Annotated in this window: 15 protein-coding genes and 3 tRNA genes; 11 read left to right on the forward strand and 7 right to left on the reverse strand. The window is 49.2% G+C overall.

Annotated elements, in window-relative coordinates:
- The first annotated feature begins 17 nt into the window (after positions 1-17).
- From CX650_RS17020 to CX650_RS17035, 5 genes are all read left to right on the forward strand, one after another.
- Positions 18-296, forward strand: coding sequence for a hypothetical protein (locus CX650_RS17020; protein ID WP_101057783.1), 279 nt, complete (start codon positions 18-20; stop codon positions 294-296).
- Between the two features lie 585 nt (positions 297-881).
- Positions 882-2753, forward strand: a complete 1872-nt coding sequence (locus CX650_RS17025; protein WP_101096494.1) for a hypothetical protein — start codon at positions 882-884, stop codon at positions 2751-2753.
- Between the two features lie 24 nt (positions 2754-2777).
- Complete coding sequence (locus CX650_RS17030) at positions 2778-4769, forward strand: S8 family serine peptidase (RefSeq protein WP_101096495.1); 1992 nt, start codon at positions 2778-2780, stop codon at positions 4767-4769.
- Between the two features lie 63 nt (positions 4770-4832).
- Positions 4833-5084: a hypothetical protein gene (locus tag CX650_RS20170; RefSeq protein WP_167388652.1), complete on the forward strand. Its 252-nt coding sequence runs from the start codon at positions 4833-4835 to the stop codon at positions 5082-5084.
- Positions 5023-5586 carry a tyrosine-type recombinase/integrase gene (locus CX650_RS17035; protein WP_101096496.1) on the forward strand — a complete coding sequence of 188 codons (564 nt, stop codon included), beginning with the start codon at positions 5023-5025 and terminating at the stop codon, positions 5584-5586. Before CX650_RS20170 ends, CX650_RS17035 begins: the two co-directional genes overlap by 62 nt.
- A gap of 85 nt (positions 5587-5671) precedes the next feature.
- Here CX650_RS17035 and CX650_RS17040 read toward each other — a convergent pair.
- The 4 genes from CX650_RS17040 to CX650_RS17055 form a co-directional block, all read right to left on the reverse strand.
- Positions 5672-5758: transfer RNA gene (locus CX650_RS17040), tRNA-Leu, on the reverse strand.
- A 42-nt stretch (positions 5759-5800) separates the two neighbouring features.
- Positions 5801-5874, reverse strand: a tRNA-Cys gene (locus CX650_RS17045).
- Between the two features lie 20 nt (positions 5875-5894).
- Positions 5895-5970: transfer RNA gene (locus CX650_RS17050), tRNA-Gly, on the reverse strand.
- Between the two features lie 613 nt (positions 5971-6583).
- Positions 6584-8026, reverse strand: coding sequence for a glyceraldehyde-3-phosphate dehydrogenase (locus tag CX650_RS17055; protein WP_039032918.1), 1443 nt, complete (start codon positions 8024-8026; stop codon positions 6584-6586).
- Positions 8027-8270: 244 nt separating this feature from the next.
- Here CX650_RS17055 and CX650_RS17060 point away from each other — a divergent pair, with 244 nt between their 5' ends.
- The 4 genes from CX650_RS17060 to CX650_RS17075 all read left to right on the forward strand — a co-directional run bounded on the left by CX650_RS17060 (position 8271) and on the right by CX650_RS17075 (position 13373).
- The gene (locus CX650_RS17060; protein ID WP_101096497.1) at positions 8271-9167 is read left to right on the forward strand and encodes a DUF2989 domain-containing protein; all 897 of its coding nucleotides are present in this window, start codon (positions 8271-8273) and stop codon (positions 9165-9167) included.
- 211 nt (positions 9168-9378) lie between these two features.
- Positions 9379-10389, forward strand: coding sequence for a type I glyceraldehyde-3-phosphate dehydrogenase (gap, locus tag CX650_RS17065; RefSeq protein WP_025010313.1), 1011 nt, complete (start codon positions 9379-9381; stop codon positions 10387-10389).
- Between the two features lie 345 nt (positions 10390-10734).
- Positions 10735-12285, forward strand: a complete 1551-nt coding sequence (locus tag CX650_RS17070) for a YjjI family glycine radical enzyme (protein WP_101096498.1) — start codon at positions 10735-10737, stop codon at positions 12283-12285.
- An 11-nt stretch (positions 12286-12296) separates the two neighbouring features.
- Positions 12297-13373, forward strand: coding sequence for a YjjW family glycine radical enzyme activase (locus CX650_RS17075; protein WP_101096499.1), 1077 nt, complete (start codon positions 12297-12299; stop codon positions 13371-13373).
- Here the strand turns inward: CX650_RS17075 and CX650_RS17080 are convergent.
- Together CX650_RS17080 and pssA are read right to left on the reverse strand one after the other, a co-directional pair.
- Positions 13360-14295 carry a LysR family transcriptional regulator gene (locus tag CX650_RS17080; RefSeq protein ID WP_071476677.1) on the reverse strand — a complete coding sequence of 312 codons (936 nt, stop codon included), beginning with the start codon at positions 14293-14295 and terminating at the stop codon, positions 13360-13362. The genes CX650_RS17075 and CX650_RS17080 overlap by 14 nt on opposite strands.
- 119 nt (positions 14296-14414) lie before the next feature.
- Complete coding sequence (pssA, locus tag CX650_RS17085) at positions 14415-15728, reverse strand: CDP-diacylglycerol--serine O-phosphatidyltransferase (RefSeq protein ID WP_101096500.1); 1314 nt, start codon at positions 15726-15728, stop codon at positions 14415-14417.
- A 348-nt stretch (positions 15729-16076) separates the two neighbouring features.
- On the opposite strand from pssA, the gene CX650_RS20175 reads away from it, so the two are divergent.
- Positions 16077-16241 carry a hypothetical protein gene (locus CX650_RS20175; protein ID WP_100143596.1) on the forward strand — a complete coding sequence of 55 codons (165 nt, stop codon included), beginning with the start codon at positions 16077-16079 and terminating at the stop codon, positions 16239-16241.
- A 51-nt stretch (positions 16242-16292) separates the two neighbouring features.
- Positions 16293-17831, forward strand: coding sequence for a D-alanyl-D-alanine carboxypeptidase/D-alanyl-D-alanine endopeptidase (gene dacB, locus CX650_RS17090; RefSeq protein ID WP_101096501.1), 1539 nt, complete (start codon positions 16293-16295; stop codon positions 17829-17831).
- Positions 17832-17935: 104 nt separating this feature from the next.
- Here dacB and CX650_RS17095 read toward each other — a convergent pair whose 3' ends face one another.
- Entirely contained in the window at positions 17936-19705 is a 1770-nt protein-coding gene (locus tag CX650_RS17095; RefSeq protein ID WP_101096502.1) for an acyl-CoA dehydrogenase family protein, read from the reverse strand.
- Between the last annotated feature and the right edge of the window lie 191 nt (positions 19706-19896).

Raw genomic sequence — 19896 nt, forward strand, 5'->3', positions numbered from 1 at the left:
AGCATGGAGAGTAACAGATGAATGACGCAATTAAACTAGCCCGCTTACAAAATGAAATGAAAAACTCAACCACGGCGTTAGTGCTGGGATTCTTCATTCCAGGTGCCGCCCAAATGTACGCTGGCAGTGTAGGATTCGGAGTTATTAATTTTATTCTTTGCGTGGTACTTGCTATCACTATTGTTGCCAGCCCTATTGCATTTATACTCTGGGCACTTTCAATGTACTGGGGCTATAAAGGTGTCATTGCATTCAACAATGAAGTGATCAAGAAGATGGAAAGTCAGGGAGCTTGACATATTTCCGTCAAGCTAAGCTCACTTTACATCAGATTTAGTAAGTGCAATATTTTTGGGCCAATGTCCGGTTGGTGCATCCCGGCATTTTGAAGTCAAGATGATGCAGTTCATGCTGATACAGCCAATGTTGGATATCGCATGTATCAAAGTAAGATTGCCTTGGTCAAGGTCAAGAACAACACCAAGGCAATCCGTATTTTACAGCCAAACCATGCCGGTCTGCCCGGGTCTGCTTGGGTCAATAGTCGCCAGCTTTTATCTTATGATGAACTAACGATCACCCCAGTTTAAATAGCCAGCCGATAACAATCCATTCAGAAACAAATACCCTGTTTTTGACTGACATCTCAAATTTCAACACGGCTCTTACGCCTTTTTCCACAGATCCCGTAGCTGGAAAACAAGCTCCAATTGTCTCATGGTATTCCGATAAAACCCAAATAAGTCATTGCATTAATTGGCTAAATGCCGCACAGCCCAGTGTGCCAAAGCCAAAAACCGCAAGCATAGAAACTCATTTCCCCCACTGTGGCGACTGAGTCTGAAAGAGAAAAATCTGCAACATACCTGAGAGTACAGTCTATGAAGCGTAAAGATGTTCCACTTTCCATATTATTGGCACTCGCCCTCACTGCCTGTGGCGGCGGTGGCGACGAATCATCTGGAAATAACGGCGGCACTACCACGCCACCATCTGCACCAAATACGGCGCCGGTGATCAGCGGTCTGTCAGACGCGTACCAAATGATGGAACGCACTGAATTATCCATCCCCTTTACTGTGACGGATGCAGAAGGTGACACCATCACCCTGTCGGCAACCTCATCTAACGCGGCCGTAACCGTCAGCCACACTGACAATACACTTAAGTTGGTTGCGGCTGACATCAGTCAAACCATGTCGGTCACCATCACCTTAAAAGCAAATGACGGTAAAACCAGTTCCAGTAAATCATTCACGCTTAAAGTGACCAACAACCAAGCGCCGCTGATAAGCGGTCTGTCAGGCAGTTACCAGATGGAGGAAAACGCCCAATTAACCGTGCCCTTCACTGTGACAGACGCAGAGGATGACACCATTACAGTGTCTGCAATATCTTCAGCCCCCGAAGTCACCGTCAGCCATAACGGCAATTCGCTGTTGCTGGTGGCAGGAGAAATCGCTCAGGACGTCACATCCACTATCACCCTCACAGCCAACGACGGCCAAAACAGCGCCCATACGTCGTTTACGCTCAGCATCACCGACAAACCTGTGCCAACCAAAGCACCGGTTATCTCATGGGCGGCCGACTATGGCACCGAGCCTCTGTTCGCCGTTAACGAAAAGACCTTAGAGGACTTCGTATTTACCTTGTCCGATGAAGACAGTGACATCACAAACCTTACTGTTACCGGCACGGTCACCGTCCTCAACGCAGCGAGTGACTACGAAAAACAGCGTATTGCAGACAACTTTTCATTAGTGGTTGATAAAGTAACCGGTGTCGCCAGAGCCACTATTCCGAACGTTGACGGCCGCGCATCCGTTGCCATTGCACTCACCGCAACCGATGAAAAAGGCAATACTGCCGCCACAAGCGAGATGAGGTTACACTTCAACCAAAGAGACAGTATCGGCTACCTAGATGATTACACCGGCAAGTATCCCTCGGTTGGTATCAGCTCTACTGTGTCACTTTTCTTTATCTCATCTAACGAGACCAGCCAGACCAGCCAGACCAGCCTGGCCTCAGTTGAGTACGCAAACCCCGACTATATACTCTCCGACCCGCTCAACATCAGCGGCATCAGCAAGAGCCAGTTCACGATAACGCCAACCGAGGCTGTAGCAGGCGAGTTGGTGGTCCTGAAAGCAAGGTTCTTTATGGGCGAGGCTAATGGTGTATCAAGCTACTCGGAGCAAGACATAAAAATAAAAACGCTACTTGCAGGATCGCTGGAAGAATCCTGGAGTCAACAGATTGCAGAGATGAACAATAAACTCAAATACGCTTTCGAGTACCAAAAGATTGCCAACTATATTAATCACGAGTTGTTTTTCTCTGGCAACATCAGCAGCAATGATTACATAACCAATGCAAGAAAAATAAAGCTTTCTGATTATGGGAATATCTACAAATCAGCTCAGTATACCAATGCCAGATATGAAAATGCCATTAACCAATTTTATCAACAAGAAGAAGGCATGCCGAGCACAATAGACAGCTTCATCACCGGCCAAATAGCCATGTTTGACGCAGGAGTAAACGCGCCTTCTCAATCAGTAGCCCTGGTGAACCAACTGATAAACGTTCTGCATCCAAACGAATATCGCTTTGACGAGCAGCCGCTGATAAAACTCGAAGACGGCAGTTATTCACGCTTTATCGGCAATACGCTTTATGGCGAATATGTCGACGGTCGTTGGCAGTTCAGCGCTAAGTACGACTTTTTAAATCGTATTTTAATGTAACCACTTACATAAACGGATCATAGCATGAAAAAAATCAGTGTATTTCAAGGTGTAATGGGTTTGCCGCTGCTACTCTTGGCTACCTCTGCGTTAGCCAACAGTCAAGTAATCGTTAAGTGGAATGACATTCGTGAACTTAACAGCGTAGAAGACAATAGTCTCGTTAACGGGGTTTTAGTTAAAAAATTCGAAAAGTCCACATTCGGCGGCTATTCTGTATTGGTTGCAGATGATAGTGAAATTGATGTAAATGCGATCATCAAGCTATTACAGGAAAGCGGTCTCTTCTCCTATGTTGTGGAAGATAAAAAGGTATCGATTGAAAAACCTCAGTCGACAAACCTGGTTACTGGCACACCAACGAAGAGATCAAACAAAAGTAAAACGCCAATTACTTATTCGATTGATCTTAACAAATATAAAGATCCGCTTGTTGAGAAAGAGTTTTACCATGATGTGCAAAAAGCGTTTGCCAATGGTGCAACATCAGCATTTGATGCAATGACGGTTTTTGAAAATAATTTAGGTAGAAAAGCCAGAGTTGCCATTATTGACTCAGGTTATTTTCCTCATGAAGATATGGTTGCTCCTGTTGAGCAAGCCAGATTTGTGAGAGCAGAATCATATTATGTTTCAAGTGGAAATTACACATATAAAAATGCGGTAGATTGCACAACAAAAGATCCTAACAACAGCGGTCTTGATTCTGTATGCTCTGCATCAAATATCGTTGAAATTACAGAACAAAGCAATAATGCACTTGATAAATCATGGAAACCATCAAAATTTGAATATGATGCTGGAAAAGGTGAAAATGTTCCAGTTGAATATGAAATTTGTGTCAATGGTCACGGTTTGAGTGTTGCAGGTACAATTGCAGCAATTCAAAACAATGGCAAAGGTGTTTCTTCTGCTATCGGTTCTGATTATGTTGAAATTGTTCCAGTAAAAGTTATTGACTCATGCAGCAATGATGCGTGGAGTTCAGATATTATCAAAGCAATTTATTGGGCTTCTGAAAGTGATGATGTTTTTGAAGGTGTAACCAAAATTTCAAGTGCTGCTGATGTTATTAATTTAAGTTTGGGTTCATCAAAGCCAGAAATTTGTGAGTCAGGATATAACCTTTTGGCAGATGCTGTAAAATATGCAAATGAAAAAGGTATTGTTGTTGTGGCTTCATTGGGTAACGAAGGTATTGCAGGTGAAACATTTACTCCTGCTACATGTCACGGAATTATCCCTGTTGCAGCAAATGATTCTTTCGGCCAGTTGACAGACTTCTCAAACTTCTTAAGTGAGCAACAAACGGTATCCACCGTAGGTCAACAAGTTGTAACGCCAACAATTAACACCCACATCTACAAAGATCCAGAAAACTACAGTATATATTGCCAAGGTGAAACTACCAGTTGTTATGCTGAAAAACAAGGTACAAGTATTGCTGCGCCAATAGTATCTGGTTTGGTGGCTTTGGTTAAGATGCAAAACCCCAGTTTGAATCCTGATGAAATTTTTGAAGTGATTTATAATTCTGGTAACGAATTTCATGAAAGTGAAGTCGGTAGTGTGACCTCAATGTTCAGAAAGGCACCAGACAATAGAATTGTTAACTTTAAAAATGCACTCATCGCTGCAAATTATAAATTGCATGTTGGTGAAAAATCAGTGACTCAGTTAATGGGTAATGTTACTGATAATTATGCAAATGACATGATTAGTAAGTACGGTAAAGAAAAGGTCTGCTCAACATATAAGCTTGATTGGAGCGATATCTATCAGTCGAATTCCCACGATGTAACGTTTGAAGTGTATGGAAACAATATTGCTGGTTCCATGACGGATGCCAACTCCACACTGATAGAAACTGAGGATATGTCACCACGGACTGAAAACAGCATGGTAATTACCAAGCAGTATGCCAACTACGGTGTAAGAGTTTGCAAAGGCAACAATTGCTCTGCGATAGAACCTTTCAGTTTTAGTTCTGCCGAAGTGAACTCTTCCTGTTTATAAGACACATGCAGCCCATTTGGGCTGCCTCCCCCTCAGTAAATGCTGTTAATCTTTGAGGTGAATATGGAACTCTCAGTCAAGGTACTCGAAGGTATTATGCTTAGTGGCACAAAGCACTCCGAAACCGATGTGTACACCAGCGGTCGCGGCACTCGCCTGGACCCTGTCAAAATTGAACCTGTAAAGACCACCATTCATGAATTTTGGTTCAAATGCCTCGATGGCACTGAAAAAAAGGTAAAGCTGTTTAACGATGAAGTTGAAGCACGAGAAGGACATAGACTGGTGCTACTTCAAGGCCAAAACAGACGTTGAATATGAAGCTCTATTTAGTCATGCCTCCCCTGCAATTAAAGTGGCCATGGAATTGTCATATTTATGCTGTGCACGACAAGGCGATATACTAATGATGCGTACCTCACAACTGCTTGAAAACGGCATTTTCATTGCCCAAAGTAAGACAGGCACCGAGCAGATCAAACTCTGGTCACCGCGGTTACGTGCTGCAATTGAACTGGCAAAGTCTTTACCCCAGCCTGGGGTGAGCTCTACTTTTGTTGTATGTAAAGAGGACGGCAGCAAGTGGTCTAGGGATGGCTTCAACGGCCGTTGGGCTAGCGACAGAAGTAAGGCTAGAAAGGCTACCGGTCTGGCATTGGACTTTACCTTCCACGACCTAAAGGCCAAGGGCATATCCGACATCAAAGGCACTCTGGCGGAAAAGCAAGCGATATCAGGGCACAAAAATGCCAATCAAACGGCCATCTATGACCGTAAGATTAAGCAAGTTTATGCAGTAGATAGCGCCAAGAAGTAGCGCTTTTCTTCTGAAATCATCTTCTGAAATTGTTCTGAAGATGATTATTTCAAACAGGAAACTTTTTGTAACCTGTTGATTGAATTGGTACCCGAGGACGGACTTGAACCGTCACGCTGTTACCAGCGAGGGATTTTAAATCCCTTGTGTCTACCGATTCCACCACTCGGGCAAATTGTGCGACAAGGAGCATATCTCATCGTCGCTGAAAGAGTGGAGGCGCGACCCGGAGTCGAACCGAGATCGACGGATTTGCAATCCGCAGCATAGCCATTCTGCCATCGCGCCCCAAGCCGTAAGGCTGGGATTGGAGCGACATATCGGGTTCGAACCGATGACCTGTACCTTGGCAAGGTACCGCTCTACCAACTGAGCTAATGTCGCATCACTTGTTTGCTTCATCTTCCGAGTTGACAATCAACAAAGGTACCGACCTTCTGTTTTACCAACTGAGCTAATGCCGCATCGCTTGTTTGCTTCATCTTCCGAGTNGTTTGCTTCATCTTCCGAGTTGACAATCAACAAAGGTACCGACCTTCTGTTTTACCAACTGAGCTAATGCCGCATCGCTTGTTTGCTTCATCTTCCGAGTTGACAATCAACAAAGGTACCGACCTTCTGTTTTATCAACTGAGCTAATGCCGCATACCAGTTCCGCTATCCAAGCGGAAGCCAGAGTCTTATCCCCTGACTGCGGAATGGCATTCTACCGATTTAAGGGCGGGAGTCAATCGGCAAATAAGCATTTTTATATCAAAATGGCTTGAATGCTGGCAATTTACTCAACAGGGGACTATTTTCGGTCAAAATGATTAAAATGCAATCTGATTCAGTAGCTTGTCGACTCCCTTCCCTATCAAATGACATCCTAAAAAACCTTGTACAACGCCTCTCTAAAATCACTTCTCAAACGGTCCGGGGTGAATCCAATAATATTCAGGCTTGGATATAACAAGGCCCGGTACTCAGACCGGGCCTTGGCTATTAAGAGTCGGAATTAATCTTCAGACAATGGCAGAGACAAGTAGTTAAGACCTAACATCTTCTGCATTACACCCACCACCTGGCAGCTATAACCAAACTCATTGTCATACCATACGTAGAGGATGGCGCGCTTGCCATCGGCGATAGTGGCTTGAGAGTCGACCACGCCGGCGTAGCGTGAACCCACCAGATCACAAGAAACGATTTCCGTAGACTCGGTGAAGTCAACCTGGTTTTGCAGCTCTGAATGCAGCGCGATATCACGCAGATACGCGTTCATATCTTCTTTGCTGGTTTCAGCATTCAGGTTCAGACTAATGATGGCCATAGACACATTAGGAGTCGGCACCCGAATCGCATTACCGGTCAGCTTACCGGAAAGCACCGGCAAGGCCTTGGCAACGGCTTTGGCGGCACCGGTTTCGGTGATCACCATATTCAGCGGCGCGCTGCGACCACGACGGTCGGCTTTGTGGTAGTTATCAATCAGGTTTTGGTCATTGGTATACGAGTGGATAGTTTCCACGTGACCATTTTCGATACCGTACTTATCATTAACGGCCTTCAATACAGGCGTAATGGCGTTGGTGGTACAGCTGGCAGCAGAAACAATAACGTCTTCCGGCAGAATATCGCTGTCGTTAACACCAAAGACTATGTTCTTGATACTGCCTTTGGCAGGTGCAGTCAGTAGAACCTTGGATGCACCAGGGCTCTTAAGGTGCAGACCCAAACCGTCTTCATCTTTCCAGATACCTGTGTTATCGACCACCAAGGCATCAGTAATACCATACTTGGTGTAATCCACTTCATCGGGTGAGTTGGCGTAAATCACCTGAATATAAGTACCGTTGGCGATGATGGCGTTGTTCTCTTCATCCACCTCAACAGAACCGTTAAAAGGTCCGTGTACTGAATCACGGCGCAGTAGGCTGGCACGTTTTTCCAGATCGCCCTTACGGCCACCGCGCAGAACGATAGCGCGCAGGCGCAACTTGTTGCTGCGACCGGTTTTTTCGATCAACAGACGGGCCAGCAGACGACCGATACGGCCGAAGCCGTACAGTACGACGTTGCGTGGTTCAACTTCATCTTTGCTTTCAATGGCACTGGCCAGCTCGCGGCTCATATAAGCCTCGATTTCGCTGCCATCGGTATGATTACGCCAGTACTTAACCGCCAGTTTACCTATATCCACTTTGCACTGTTTGACATCCAGTTTGCTCAGGGCTTCTACGAAGGGGAAGCTCTCACGCAGGCGCAGCTTGTCGCCCACATGGCGACGAACCAGACGATGGGCCTTGATAATATCGATAGTGGAGGCGATCAGCAGGGGTTTACCATAAACCACAACTTCTACGCCCTGATTGCGATACAACTTGCCCAACAGGGGCTGCATGGCCTCTGCCAGTTCGAAGCGTTCTTGCCAACTTTGTAGGTGTTTATCAGCGCTCATTTACAGATCCTTTATCTCACTTTTCCACTTAAATTAACGGGAAAGGTTTGAGTAACAAAAAGAAAAGACCAATAATCATATTTATGACAGCTAACCTGCCCCTCTTTGGTCGGCGCTATTGTAATGAAAACTGCAGCTTCAAGCTAGTAGGAGATTTTCGCTAAATCTCTAATTAAATTACAGGTTTAACCATGTGGAGCGTATTTTGACGCGTAATCTAGTAATAATTACATCATTTATCCTTATGGCATGGGTTAGTGGCTGTGATAACGGCGGTAACCCCGCCACTATTTGTAAGAATAATCCTGAACTTTGTGACGATTTGCATAAGGATAGCTGGTGCAGGCGGGAAAAAAACAGTCTGATTATTCAGCGCTACCAGGTCAAAACCACCGCTGAACCCTCAGGTGAGCAAATTTATCACTTGCTCACTAAACTGGAAAACTACAACCGCTGTGTGGGACTTGCGTCCGGAGTACAACATATTCTCAATCCAGAGCGCACCAATGACAGAGCCAGAGCCTATGGTTTAAGCGCGCAAAGCCTGTCTGAGCTGCAGGCCTCCACCAAGGGCAGTAATGACATTTATATTGCCTTCTATCACTGGGCACATTTAGGTGACGATGCGGCGCTCAAGGTATTGCTTGAAGCAGAGAAACAGCAACAGATAGATTCATCCGAGATCCTTGCCGGGCTAGCGGGCTATTATCTCAAGTTTGATGCCATCAAAGCGAAACAACTCTATCTTAAAGTGTTTTTAAAAAGTACAGATAAGAACTTCGACCCCGATTGGTTATTGGGGCTGGCGAGTGCTTACCGGCAGTTGCAGGATATGGAGCAGGCCTATCTGCTTTCAAGAACCAATCTACTGTTGACCGACAACCCGGTCGATGAGGTCCAGCTTCAGGCCATGATAGGCAACAACAGTCAGCTGAGTATTCATTTGGATCAACAGGCAAGTAGTCTGGCGGACGCTCTCAAAAGCGGTGATTACCTTGAGAGTGACTGGCCCAAACGCCTGCAAGGCAATGCGGGGACACAAGTTGCTCCTGAGGTTGGAACAACACAAGCCGCAAATAGCAAACCCATTGATAGCGACAGTAAGCTTGAGAAAAGCGCCGAAGCGGCCAAACAAAACTGATGATCTATTCTCCGGGCGGCAAATTACTTGCCAGTTTGTAATTTACGCCTGTCGGTCGCACAATTAAAGCATTGTTTCGCGACCGCTGTAATAAAAACACCTAATTTGTTAACGGAATAGCCAGTTACAGCGTGATTTAACTTGACGACCCGCGACATTTTTGTAATTTTACTACCAATTACTGTTTTTACATTCACCAGAGGGATATGAGATGACTATCCGCGTAGCAATTAACGGTTATGGCCGTATCGGACGCAATGTTCTGCGTGCTCTATACGAGAGCGAGAAAGACTATCCTATTCAAATCGTTGCCATCAACGATCTCGGAGACGCTTCCATCAACGCTCACCTGACCAAATATGACTCTGTTCACGGCCGCTTCAACGCCAAAGTAGAACACGACGATGAAGCTATTTATGTCAATGGCGACAAGATCCCGACCTTCCAGGAACGCGATCCATCCAAACTGCCATGGGCCGAGCTGCAGGTAGATGTGGTTTTCGAATGTACCGGTATCTTCACTTCCAAAGAAGCGGTACAACCACACCTGGATGCCGGCGCCAAGAAGGTTATCATCTCAGCTCCCGGTAAGAATGTTGATGCCACCGTGGTATACGGGGTTAACAACCAGGAAATCACCAAAGAGATGACTGTTATCTCCAATGCTTCCTGTACCACTAACTGTCTGGCACCAGTGGCCAAGCCATTGAACGATGCCATCGGCATTGAATCCGGCCTGATGACCACGATTCACGCCTACACCAATGACCAGCGTCTGTCTGATGTGTATCACAGCGATATGCGTCGTGCCCGCGCGGCGGCTTTGTCGATGATCCCAACCAAAACAGGTGCTGCTGCGGCAGTTGGTTTGGTTGTACCTGAGCTTCAGGGCAAGTTTGACGGTCTGGCAGTTCGGGTTCCGACTGTCAACGTGTCTCTGGTTGACCTGTCCTTTATCGCTTCCCGCGACACCACAGTGGAAGAAGTTAACGCCATTATAGAAGCGGCAGCCAAGACTTCCCCCATGAACGAAGTGCTGGCGGTTAATAAGGAGCCTCTGGTTTCCATCGACTTCAACCACAACGCCTTCTCATCCAACTTCGACGCCACCCAGACTCGCGTCAAGGGACGCCTGGTGAAAGTCATGGCCTGGTACGACAACGAGTGGGGGTTCAGCAACCGTATGCTGGACAACGCCGTTGCCTTGATGACAGCCAAGTAATATAAGTTCAAAGCCGAACGCCTGCCGAGTGCAGGCGTTTTTTATGCCAGTTGTACTAGCTTTGTCTTGCCACAGACTAGGTCTTTATTTCTCAAACTTCCATAGCCCGTTTTATCCGTCTGTCAGCAGTGCTTCTCCCGATATCCCCCTGCTGTCTCATTGCTCTTTCAATATTTGATGTAAAGCAGCGGATTTCCATTTTAGACAAGCGCCATCAAACACATTTCACTTCCGGAAAATAAAGTCCCTACTTAAACTCAGGTTAAAAGCCATTTCAATTATTGTGTTTGAAAGCCAATTCGGCCATTGCGCCGGTTAGCGCCTTGCCTTTAGCGGAGCCTCACTATGGACAATCAATTTCTTAGTCTTATTACCGATCCCCTGCTTGACCCCAAGCAAAAGACCCTGGCGCTGGCCGGTGCCGCCGATGCCAGTATTCCCTATCTGCCTCGCAGTGAAGCACTGACCCAAGCCATGGATAAAGGCATTATTTGCGATATGTTTGAGGGCCATGCCCCGTTCAAACCCAGATATGTTTTGCCCGATTACCAACGTTTTCTCGAGCAAGGCTCCGAGTATCTGGAGTTGACACCGGCCGAAGATCTGGATGATGCCCTGATGAAGCTGATGGTGCTGTATCACCATGTGCCGTCAGTTACCAATATCCCGGTTTTTCTCGGCTATCTCGATAGTTTATTGTTGCCTTACTGCCAGGACGTCAGTGATGAAGCCCTATATCAGAAACTGAAACGCTTCTGGATCCAGTTGGATCGCACCCTGCCGGACGCCTTTATGCATGCCAATATAGGCCCAGAGGACAACCGTGTCTGCCGCACTATTTTACGCATTGATGCCGAGCTCAAGCAGGTGGCTCCCAATCTAACCTTTATGTATGACCCCAGGCGCACGCCCAAAGCGCTGCTGCGATTGGCGACAGACAATATCATTGCCTGCAGCAAACCTCATATCGGCAACTGGCCGATACATGCCCAAACCTTTGCCTGTGCTCCCGGTGAGGCGCCAAATCAAACGTTCGGCATTGTCAGCTGTTATAACGCGCTCCCCACCCGAGGCGGTGCCAATACGCTGGTCAGACTTAACCTCAAAGCCGTCGCCGAAGAAGCCGGTACCCTGGAGGAAATGCTCGAGCGCACCCTGCCCCATTACTGCAACCTGATGTATGAACTGATTGAGCTACGCTGTGAGTTTTTACACCATAGGTCCCATTTCTTCGACTCCTTCCTGGTAAAAGAAGGCCTCATTGACGAATCCCGCTTTGCCCCCATGTTCGGCGTTTATGCCATGGCCGAAGCCGTCAATCATCTGCAGCAGTTGGCAGGTATGAGTGGCGAATATGGTCACAACGAGCAGGCCAATGCACTCGGTTTAGCCATTACCCGCGCGCTCAGTGACAGAGTGACCACTACCCAAGTCAGTTTCGGCTTTAATGGCCGCGCCTTACTTCATGCCCAGGGGGGCCTTTCCATCGATAAAGGCACCACTCCGGGAGTCAGAATAACCTACGGCCACGAGCCGGACCCTGTCACTCATGTATTGGCGCTTGCGCCGCAACACGCTTTCTATCCTTCCGGGATCAGCGAGATCCTGACCCTGGATGAAACCATCAAGGCAAATCCTGAAGCCCTGCTTGAGCTGTGTATTGGCGCCCTGGATGCCGGCTTTCGTGAATTTACCGCCAATACCGCCGATACCGATCTGGTGCGCATCACAGGTTATATGGTGAAAAAGTCGCAGATCGCCAGTTACCGCCAACAAGGCTCACGTACCAACACCACCTTTCTGGGCACAGAAGCCAGTGAAACCACGGCCGTGACCCAAAGGGCACCGCGGGTAGTGAGCGCAGAGTTCCATGCCGCCGACAAGTCCCAGGTGTAAGGACGCAAGCTATGAAGAGTGCAGCCCCGGGAATAGGAATATTTGATAGCCCGTCTAATCATTCTGAGCTTAATCGCGATGAGCTGAATGGGCGTCAGTCGAATCGCCGTGAGTTAAATAGCGGCGACACTGGCACTTCGGTATTGGCTATAAGTTCCGAGGTTACCAGTGCCGACGTCGCCAGAGTGTTGCCCTTCTCGACCGTTGATGGCCCGGGCAATCGCATGGTGTTTTTCCTTCAGGGTTGCAACTTTCGCTGCCCCGGTTGCCATAATCCGGAAACCATCACTCTGTGTGACGCCTGCCAGGAGTGTATTACGCACTGCCCGGCAGGTGCCTTGAGCCTAAAATCAGCTGCGGCTGACATTCAAGCAGTTTCAAATAGCAAGGCATCTCTCAGGCTTGCCTGGGATAGTACAAGCTGCATCGGCTGCAACACCTGTCTCGATGTTTGCCCTTCGAGCAGCCAACCCAAAACCCAACGCCTGTCAGTCGGAAAAGCGTTGACACTGATTAAAAGGCAGAAAGCTTTTATCCGCGGTATCACCTTGAGTGGCGGAGAGGCCAGCTTGCAGCTGAAATTTGTCAGCACCTTGTTCAAAGCCATCAAACAAAGCCCAGAGCTCAAACACCTGACTTGCCTTTTGGATACCAATGGTAGCCTGGGAGCAAGTGGTTGGCAGCGTCTGATCCCTTGGCTTGATGGCGCTATGGTTGACCTGAAAGCCTGGGATGAGCCAGCTCACCGACGACTGACAGGCCGTGGCAATATCAAGGTCAAGCAGAGCCTGCAACTGCTGGCCGAAGCAGGAAAACTGGCGGAAGTCAGGCTACTGGAAGTCCCCGGAAAAAGTGATTATTGGCAGCACTTTGACGCTCTGGCGTTGTTTTTGCTCGACTTGCAACGCCGGCAAGCGCTGAAGGGGGAGCCGATGCGGCTGCGCCTAAACGGTTACAATCATCATGGTGTCAAAGGCGAGGCCTTGCGCTGGCCCAAGTCGAGCCAACAGCAGATTGATGACCTGGCCAAGGCGCTCAGCCGCGCCGGTATAGCCAATATCAGTCTGCCACCGGTTAACCTTGGCTGATGGACTGCTTAAAGCCACTGAGGAGGGTTGCTTTTAGCCATTGTAGCGCCGGATCTCGGCTACCACTTTGATGATGCACCATGCTATAGCCCACCTTGCCATAGGCAAAGGGCAATGGCTTAACTACCATGCCGCTTGCCTGCGCCGCCATTGAAGCCCACAGCGCCGAGCAGGTAAACAACAAGTCCGAGTGGCGGCAGATACTGGCGGCGGCGCCGAAGTCGGCGACTTCCAGCGCCAGCTCCCGCCTGCGGCTCAATTGTGCCAATGACTGCTCGAAAAAGGGTTGCTGCAGATCGGCGTCCAAAATGCCCACATGGGCAAAGCTCAGATAGGCATCCAGTGTCAACTTTTTTGTTGCCAGCGGGTGCCCGGCTCGCATCAGGCAACACATCTCGTCCTCTGCCAAACGCTCCCAAATCAGTTCGTTGCGGCCAGTTGGCGGCTGTCCCAAGTCGTGTGGCAGAACCAGCAAGTCCACCCGTCCTTCACACAGGGACTGAAAACCCGTGCTCTCTTTGGCATGCACTGCCAGTTTCATTCCCGGCGCCTGCTGTTGCACGCTGGCTATAGCGCCCGCAAGCAGTTCGAAGCTACTTTCTCTCAGCGCCAAATTCATCCGCCCTTGAAATCCTTCCGGGCGAAAGCCCTCTTCGGTAAACAGGTTGTCCATCTCTCTGAGCATGGCGCTGATAACCGGCCCGAGTCGTTTGGCCTTGGCAGTCGGCAACAACTGATTACCCTGACGGTAGAAGAGCTCATCATCGAGGCAATCCCTGAGCTGGGAGAGTATTTTGCTGACCGCCGAAGGGCTCAAACACAGACGCGTGGCCGCCTGGGTGACGCTTTGCTCTTCCAGCAGCTGTCTGAGCACCAGAAGATGACGGAAATTAATGCGGGATAAGCGGACGATATCACTCATTCTGGCTGTGTTTAACCTTGGCTGGATTTAACCTTGACTGAATAAGCCAAGGCTAAACCAAAACTGAATCAAGTTCTGCAATCAGGCTCTCATTCAGCCAAGCGCTTGGTAAAGCGCTGTCAGAGAATACGCCGCAGCAGAAAGTCGGCCTTGAGCCTGCGAATGCGATTCATGATTTTTTTTACCGGCTTGGGGTAACTCTGCAAGGTATCTATCTGGCTGTAATGATACAAACGCTGGCTGTGCAGCAGCAGATGTTGCTGCTCTTTGGCAAAAGACTCGGCCAGCTCTTGTTTGTCATCATGCAGCAGTAAACCATTTTCCAGATCCAGGGCCCAGGCCCGCGGATTGAGATTGCTGCCGGTGAGCAGATGTTTGCGACCATCCATGCTCACCCCTTTGAGGTGATAACTGTTGTTGTCATGCTTCCACAGATGGATATTGAGTAGTCCTTGATCAACCGCCCACTGCTGGCGTTTGACAAACTTGCGCAGCGACTGCTCATAGAGGTACGGCAATGCACCTATGGTGGAAAAATCCTGATCCGCCGGAATATAGAAGTCATTGGCCGTCTTGTCACCCACCAAAATATCCAGACGCTTGCCGTTACGCAGATGTTTAACCAACGCCCGCACCAAAGCATAGGGCGGGTTAAAATAGGGAGTGCAGATAAAAAGCGATTCCTTGGACTCCTCAACCATGGCGAGTACCGCCTTGTTGAGCGGATTGCGCTTGCGTCCAAGCCCCAAAAGCGGCGTGACCCGCAATCCCTCTTCAACGCCCTTGAATTGATAGCTTGCCGCCGACAATCGCTGCTTAAAGCTTCTGACATCAATTTTTTCCGGCAGCACTTCCTCTTCTTCCGGACAGCTCAGGCAACTGACCGCTTTGTCGCTTAAAATAGCACTGTCAATCATCTCTCGCATGCTGGCAGCCAGCTCGGCCGATTCCAGCAAGTGATAGCGATCGAAACGGTATCTGTCTTTCTGCTGCAGGTAGATATTATTGAGGCTGGCGCCGCTGTATATCACGGCATCATCGACAATAAAGCCCTTGAGGTGCAGTACTCCCATAAACTCACGGGATTTCACCGGTACGCCATAGATGTTGAAACGCTGCTGCGCTTGCGCCATCACCTGACGGTACATCAGGTTGTTGCCGCCATCGCCCTTGTGGCCGATAAGGCCGCGGCGGGCACGGTGAAAATCTACCAACACTTTGATTTCGAGTTCGGGTCTGGCTGCCTTGGCCGCCAGCAGTTCGGCAAGTATTTCGCGTCCGGCCTCATCGTCTTCCAGATAGAGTGCCGCAATATAGATGGCCTCTTTGGCGCTACGGATCCGCTCAATCAAGGTCTGTTTGAAGTTACTTGGGGTCAGCAGCCAGTGCAATGCATCCGGCGCTATGGCAATTCCACCCAGCTTATCCAGCAAGGTATCCTCCTGTCACTGTATGTTCCGGCAATCCACTCGCTCCTTGTGTTTCCCGGCAAAATGTCCTTCCCCTGTGATGGCGTAATCGATAAAGATCCACGGCGGGGCGAATAAGGCAATAGAAATTACCCACTTGTCTTCTATCCGGCAAGCCTTTTCTAGTCAACAGCCGCTATTGGTTCACGATTTCGGCGCAATTTGTATCAAAAGAGGCTATGAGGACACCGCGCCAAGAGTAAAACCGACCCAGATCACGCTTTTGTGATGGCAGCCCTGTTATCACAGCATTAGCCTTATACACTAATATGCCCTTAATCCCTCACTCACTTAACTCAAACCTGGACGGCAATGAACAAACAATTCTGGTTGACGCTTATCGGTACCCTGCTCGCGGCCTGGGCCTTGTTTCACTTCAAAACCTATCTCGGCCCTTTGGTACTGCCGCTGTTTATCGGTTTGGTATTGATAGTCACACTTAAACTCTATGCACTGATGGACAAGGACGACAGCTAAGGCTCTGCAGGTTATACTCTCAAAAGCATTCACGGAACCGGAGGCTTTTTTATGCCACAGTTGTCCCTGCAGGGCTTGGCACGTCCACTGTTGTTATTGAGCGCCATAGCGCTGTCTTCCCCTTTGAAGGCCGATAATACCTCTCTTGATGATCTTTTGGCTCTGATTACTCCGGCTTCATCACAAACTGCCGTCTGGATAGAAGATCTGCAAAACGGCGAGCAACTGCTGAGCCACAACAGTGAAACCCTGATGATCCCGGCCAGTACTCAAAAACTGCTGACCGCGGTAACGGCCACTGAGCTGCTGGGAGAGGAGTTTCGTTATCACACCAGCATTCTCAGTACCAATTCGCCCAAAAATGGCGTACTTCAAGGCGATCTCTATCTACTGTTCAGTGGCGATCCTACCTTAAAGCGCCAGGATCTGATGGAACTGTTCAAGCGTGTCACCGAAGCGGGTATCAACCAGGTACAGGGCAACCTTATCTTGATAGGAGAAACCCATGAGCAGCTTAGAGCACCCGGTTGGGTATGGGATGACTTGGGGATCTGTTACGCAGCCCCCGTCTCCAGTTATGTGATTAACCAAAACTGTGTCCATGGCAAACTCGAACCCACACTCGCCTCGGACAAAGCCAAAATTTCAGCGCCGGTTTATCTGCCGGTCAAGCTGACCACCAACGCCATTTTCGACAAAGGTCACAAGCAGGGCTTTTGCGAACTGCAACTGGACCGATTACCCGGCAACCACTTTCATTTCAGTGGCTGTTTCCCGGGCGCTCAGGTATTACCGCTGGCGCTGGCGGTCAACGACCCCGGCCAATATGCCATCGACAGCGTCGCCGGCATTATCAAGGGTAAACTCAGTATCAAAGGCAAGATACTGACCTCCAATCAGCTGCCGGCCAGCTCCAGGGTGGTAGCCAGTCATGCCTCGGATGCCCTGCCCGAGCTGTTGGAAATCATGTTACTGGAATCTGACAACCTGATTGCCGACAGCCTACTTAAACAGCTGGGGAAACATTATTATGGTGATGGCGCCAGTTTCAGTGCCGGCGCCAAAGCCATCAGGGAAGTGCTGGCAGAAAAAGGTGTAGTGCTGGAAAGAGCCCAGTTGATAGATGGCTCCGGACTGTCACGCTATAACCTGCTCAATGCCAGGCAGTTGGCGCAGTTGCTGCGATTAATTGCCGATACCCCGGATTACCAATGGTTGATGCACAAGCTACCGGTTTCCGGCCACAGCGGCACCTTAAAGTACCGCAAGCGCTATGCCAACAAGCCGCTCAAGGGCAGAGTCTGGGCCAAAACCGGCAGTATGCAGGGTGTGGTGAATCTGGCCGGTTATGTTACCGATGGCAGTGACAAGCAAGTGCCCAGATACCTGTTTGTAGTGCTGGAAAATGGTTTGAGCCCCCAGAGCAAGGAGCTTGAAGCCGCGCCCTTTGCCACACTTTTGCTGCAGGGGCTGACAGATTTTCGCACAAACAGCCGCGCAGAAGGCCAACTGGCGACAAAAGGGCAAGACAAACCCAAAGCTGCACAACAGGAAAAAGCCCAGGCCGAGCTGAATGTCAGCGCCCGTTAGTAGAGCAACGTCAAAGCTTGTACTTAGATAAAACGCCAACAAAGCCATGAGAAAAGAGCCGCTTATAGCGGCTCTTTCGATTCAGCTTGAATACTTCTGCGTTCTCAGAACAGCTCGGGCGCAAGGGCCATCACACTGTCATCACCACCGGCCAGCTGACTCAAATGGAAATCGGCTTTGGCCAACAATTTGGCAAAGTAGAACTCCTTCAGTTGGTTCTTGACCTCGGCAAAGCCTGGCTCAAGGGTATCGGTTGCAGCGAGTGCCTTATCTGCCATCAACAGCCACAGGTAACCGTAGAGTATGTAACCAAAGGCATCCAAGGCTTCAACCGCCAAGGCGTTAATAAGCGCAGGCTTATCGCCTTTTTGCTCGTTAATAGCGGCAATCGCGCTGGCGAACTGGTCAAACAGGCTTTCAACGCGCTGTTTCTGCTCACTTGATACTTGTCCAAAAGTCGCCATATCGGCCTTGATATCGGCGATAAACTCATTCAAGGTTGCCAAGCGATCACCTGTCAGCTTGCGCCCCAAAAAGTCGATGGCCTGAATACCATTGGTGCCCTCATAAATCTGGGCGATACGGGTATCACGCACCAATTGCTCTATGCCGGTCTCACGAATATAGCCGTGGCCACCGAATACCTGCTGCGCCAATATGGTAGCGTCCAGACCGCGATCGGTCAGGAACGCCTTAGCGACCGGAGTCAAGAGACCCACGTAACGACTGGCTTTGGCTTTAATCGCTTCATCTTCGGCAAACTTGGCCAGATCCAGCTGTTTACCTGTGAGCATAGCCAAGGCCCTACCCGCTTCTGTCATGGCGCGGATATTCAGCAGCATGCGCCTTACGTCCCCATGTACCAAAATAGGATCTGAATCGCTGCCGGTGGGTGAGCCACCGGCGGCGACGCCCTGGAGGCGCTCTTTGGCATAATCGGCCGCCATCTGATAAGCGCCCTGAGCACTGCCAAGCCCCTGGATACCTATGGACAGACGTTCATAGTTCATCATGGTGAACATGCACACCAGGCCACGATTGGGCTCGCCGATAAGATACCCCTCGGCATCATCAAAATTCATCACACAAGTCGCCGAACCCTTGAGACCCATCTTGTGCTCGATGGCACCGACGGTTACACCGTTGGCTGCGCCCAAACTGCCGTCATCGGCCACTTTGAACTTAGGTACCAGGAATAGCGAGATGCCTTTGCTGCCGCTGATTTTGGCCAGCACCAGGTGAACCAGGTTCTCGGTCAAGTCCTGATCGCCACCTGTGATGAAAATTTTTGAACCACTGATAAGGAAACTGCCGCTGTCAGTTGGTTCAGCGCGGGTGCGGATATTACGCAAGTCCGAACCGGCCTGAGGCTCTGTCATATCCATGGCGCCGGCCCATTCACCTGAGTAGAGTTTAGGCAGATATTTGGCCTTGAGCTCCTCACTACCGTGGGCGTGAATACACAGTGCAGCACCTGAAGTCAGTGCACTGTAAAGTGTAAAGGCGTTACAGGCGCTATAGCCCATTTCATCGACCATGACACCGAGCATTTTCGGCATCCCCATCCCCCCCAGCTCAGGGTCGCCGCACAGCCCTACCCAACCACCGGCGGCAAACTCGGCATAAGCTTCTTTATAACCATCGGGTGTGATCACCTTGGCAGCCTCGAAACGGACTCCTTGTTCATCGCCATTGCGGTTTATAGGATGAATAAGATCGCGGCACAGTTTGGCGCCTTCTTCGAGGATGGCAGCGGCAGTATCGAGATCGACCATATCGGCCATTGCCGGCAATGAAGACCAGGTTTGTTCGGCATCAAAAACATGTTCAAGCAAGAAGCGCATGTCAGTTAACGGAGCTTGGTAGGGATTCATCTAAAGACTCTTAAACGTTGGATTTAAACACTTGTTTCAATCTAACTCAGTTAGCGCAGTAATACAATGCGCCAAAGGTAGAATTACCGAGGCGATATCCACAGAAATGAGGGTTTTATGGGTATAATCATATTCTGATTATCAAGCACAACGACCAAACCCAAAGCGGATATCCCCTGCCGCTTTCCGTC

It is taken from the genome of Shewanella indica (assembly GCF_002836975.1).
GTDB lineage: Bacteria > Pseudomonadota > Gammaproteobacteria > Enterobacterales > Shewanellaceae > Shewanella > Shewanella indica.

Bases quoted from the DNA above. Each gene is read 5' to 3' on its own strand.
- CX650_RS17030 (WP_101096495.1), top strand. From the start codon at position 2,778: ATGAAAAAAATCAGTGTATTTCAAGGTGTAATGGGTTTGCCGCTGCTA.
- CX650_RS17055 (WP_039032918.1), bottom strand. From the start codon at position 8,026: ATGAGCGCTGATAAACACCTACAAAGTTGGCAAGAACGCTTCGAACTG.
- CX650_RS17075 (WP_101096499.1), top strand. From the start codon at position 12,297: ATGAAGAGTGCAGCCCCGGGAATAGGAATATTTGATAGCCCGTCTAAT.
- CX650_RS17070 (WP_101096498.1), top strand. From the start codon at position 10,735: ATGGACAATCAATTTCTTAGTCTTATTACCGATCCCCTGCTTGACCCC.
- CX650_RS20170 (WP_167388652.1), top strand. From the start codon at position 4,833: ATGGAACTCTCAGTCAAGGTACTCGAAGGTATTATGCTTAGTGGCACA.
- CX650_RS17095 (WP_101096502.1), bottom strand. From the start codon at position 19,705: ATGAATCCCTACCAAGCTCCGTTAACTGACATGCGCTTCTTGCTTGAA.
- dacB (WP_101096501.1), top strand. From the start codon at position 16,293: ATGCCACAGTTGTCCCTGCAGGGCTTGGCACGTCCACTGTTGTTATTG.
- CX650_RS20175 (WP_100143596.1), top strand. From the start codon at position 16,077: ATGAACAAACAATTCTGGTTGACGCTTATCGGTACCCTGCTCGCGGCC.
- CX650_RS17060 (WP_101096497.1), top strand. From the start codon at position 8,271: ATGGCATGGGTTAGTGGCTGTGATAACGGCGGTAACCCCGCCACTATT.
- CX650_RS17025 (WP_101096494.1), top strand. From the start codon at position 882: ATGAAGCGTAAAGATGTTCCACTTTCCATATTATTGGCACTCGCCCTC.
- CX650_RS17035 (WP_101096496.1), top strand. From the start codon at position 5,023: ATGAAGTTGAAGCACGAGAAGGACATAGACTGGTGCTACTTCAAGGCC.
- gap (WP_025010313.1), top strand. From the start codon at position 9,379: ATGACTATCCGCGTAGCAATTAACGGTTATGGCCGTATCGGACGCAAT.
- CX650_RS17080 (WP_071476677.1), bottom strand. From the start codon at position 14,295: ATGAGTGATATCGTCCGCTTATCCCGCATTAATTTCCGTCATCTTCTG.
- CX650_RS17020 (WP_101057783.1), top strand. From the start codon at position 18: ATGAATGACGCAATTAAACTAGCCCGCTTACAAAATGAAATGAAAAAC.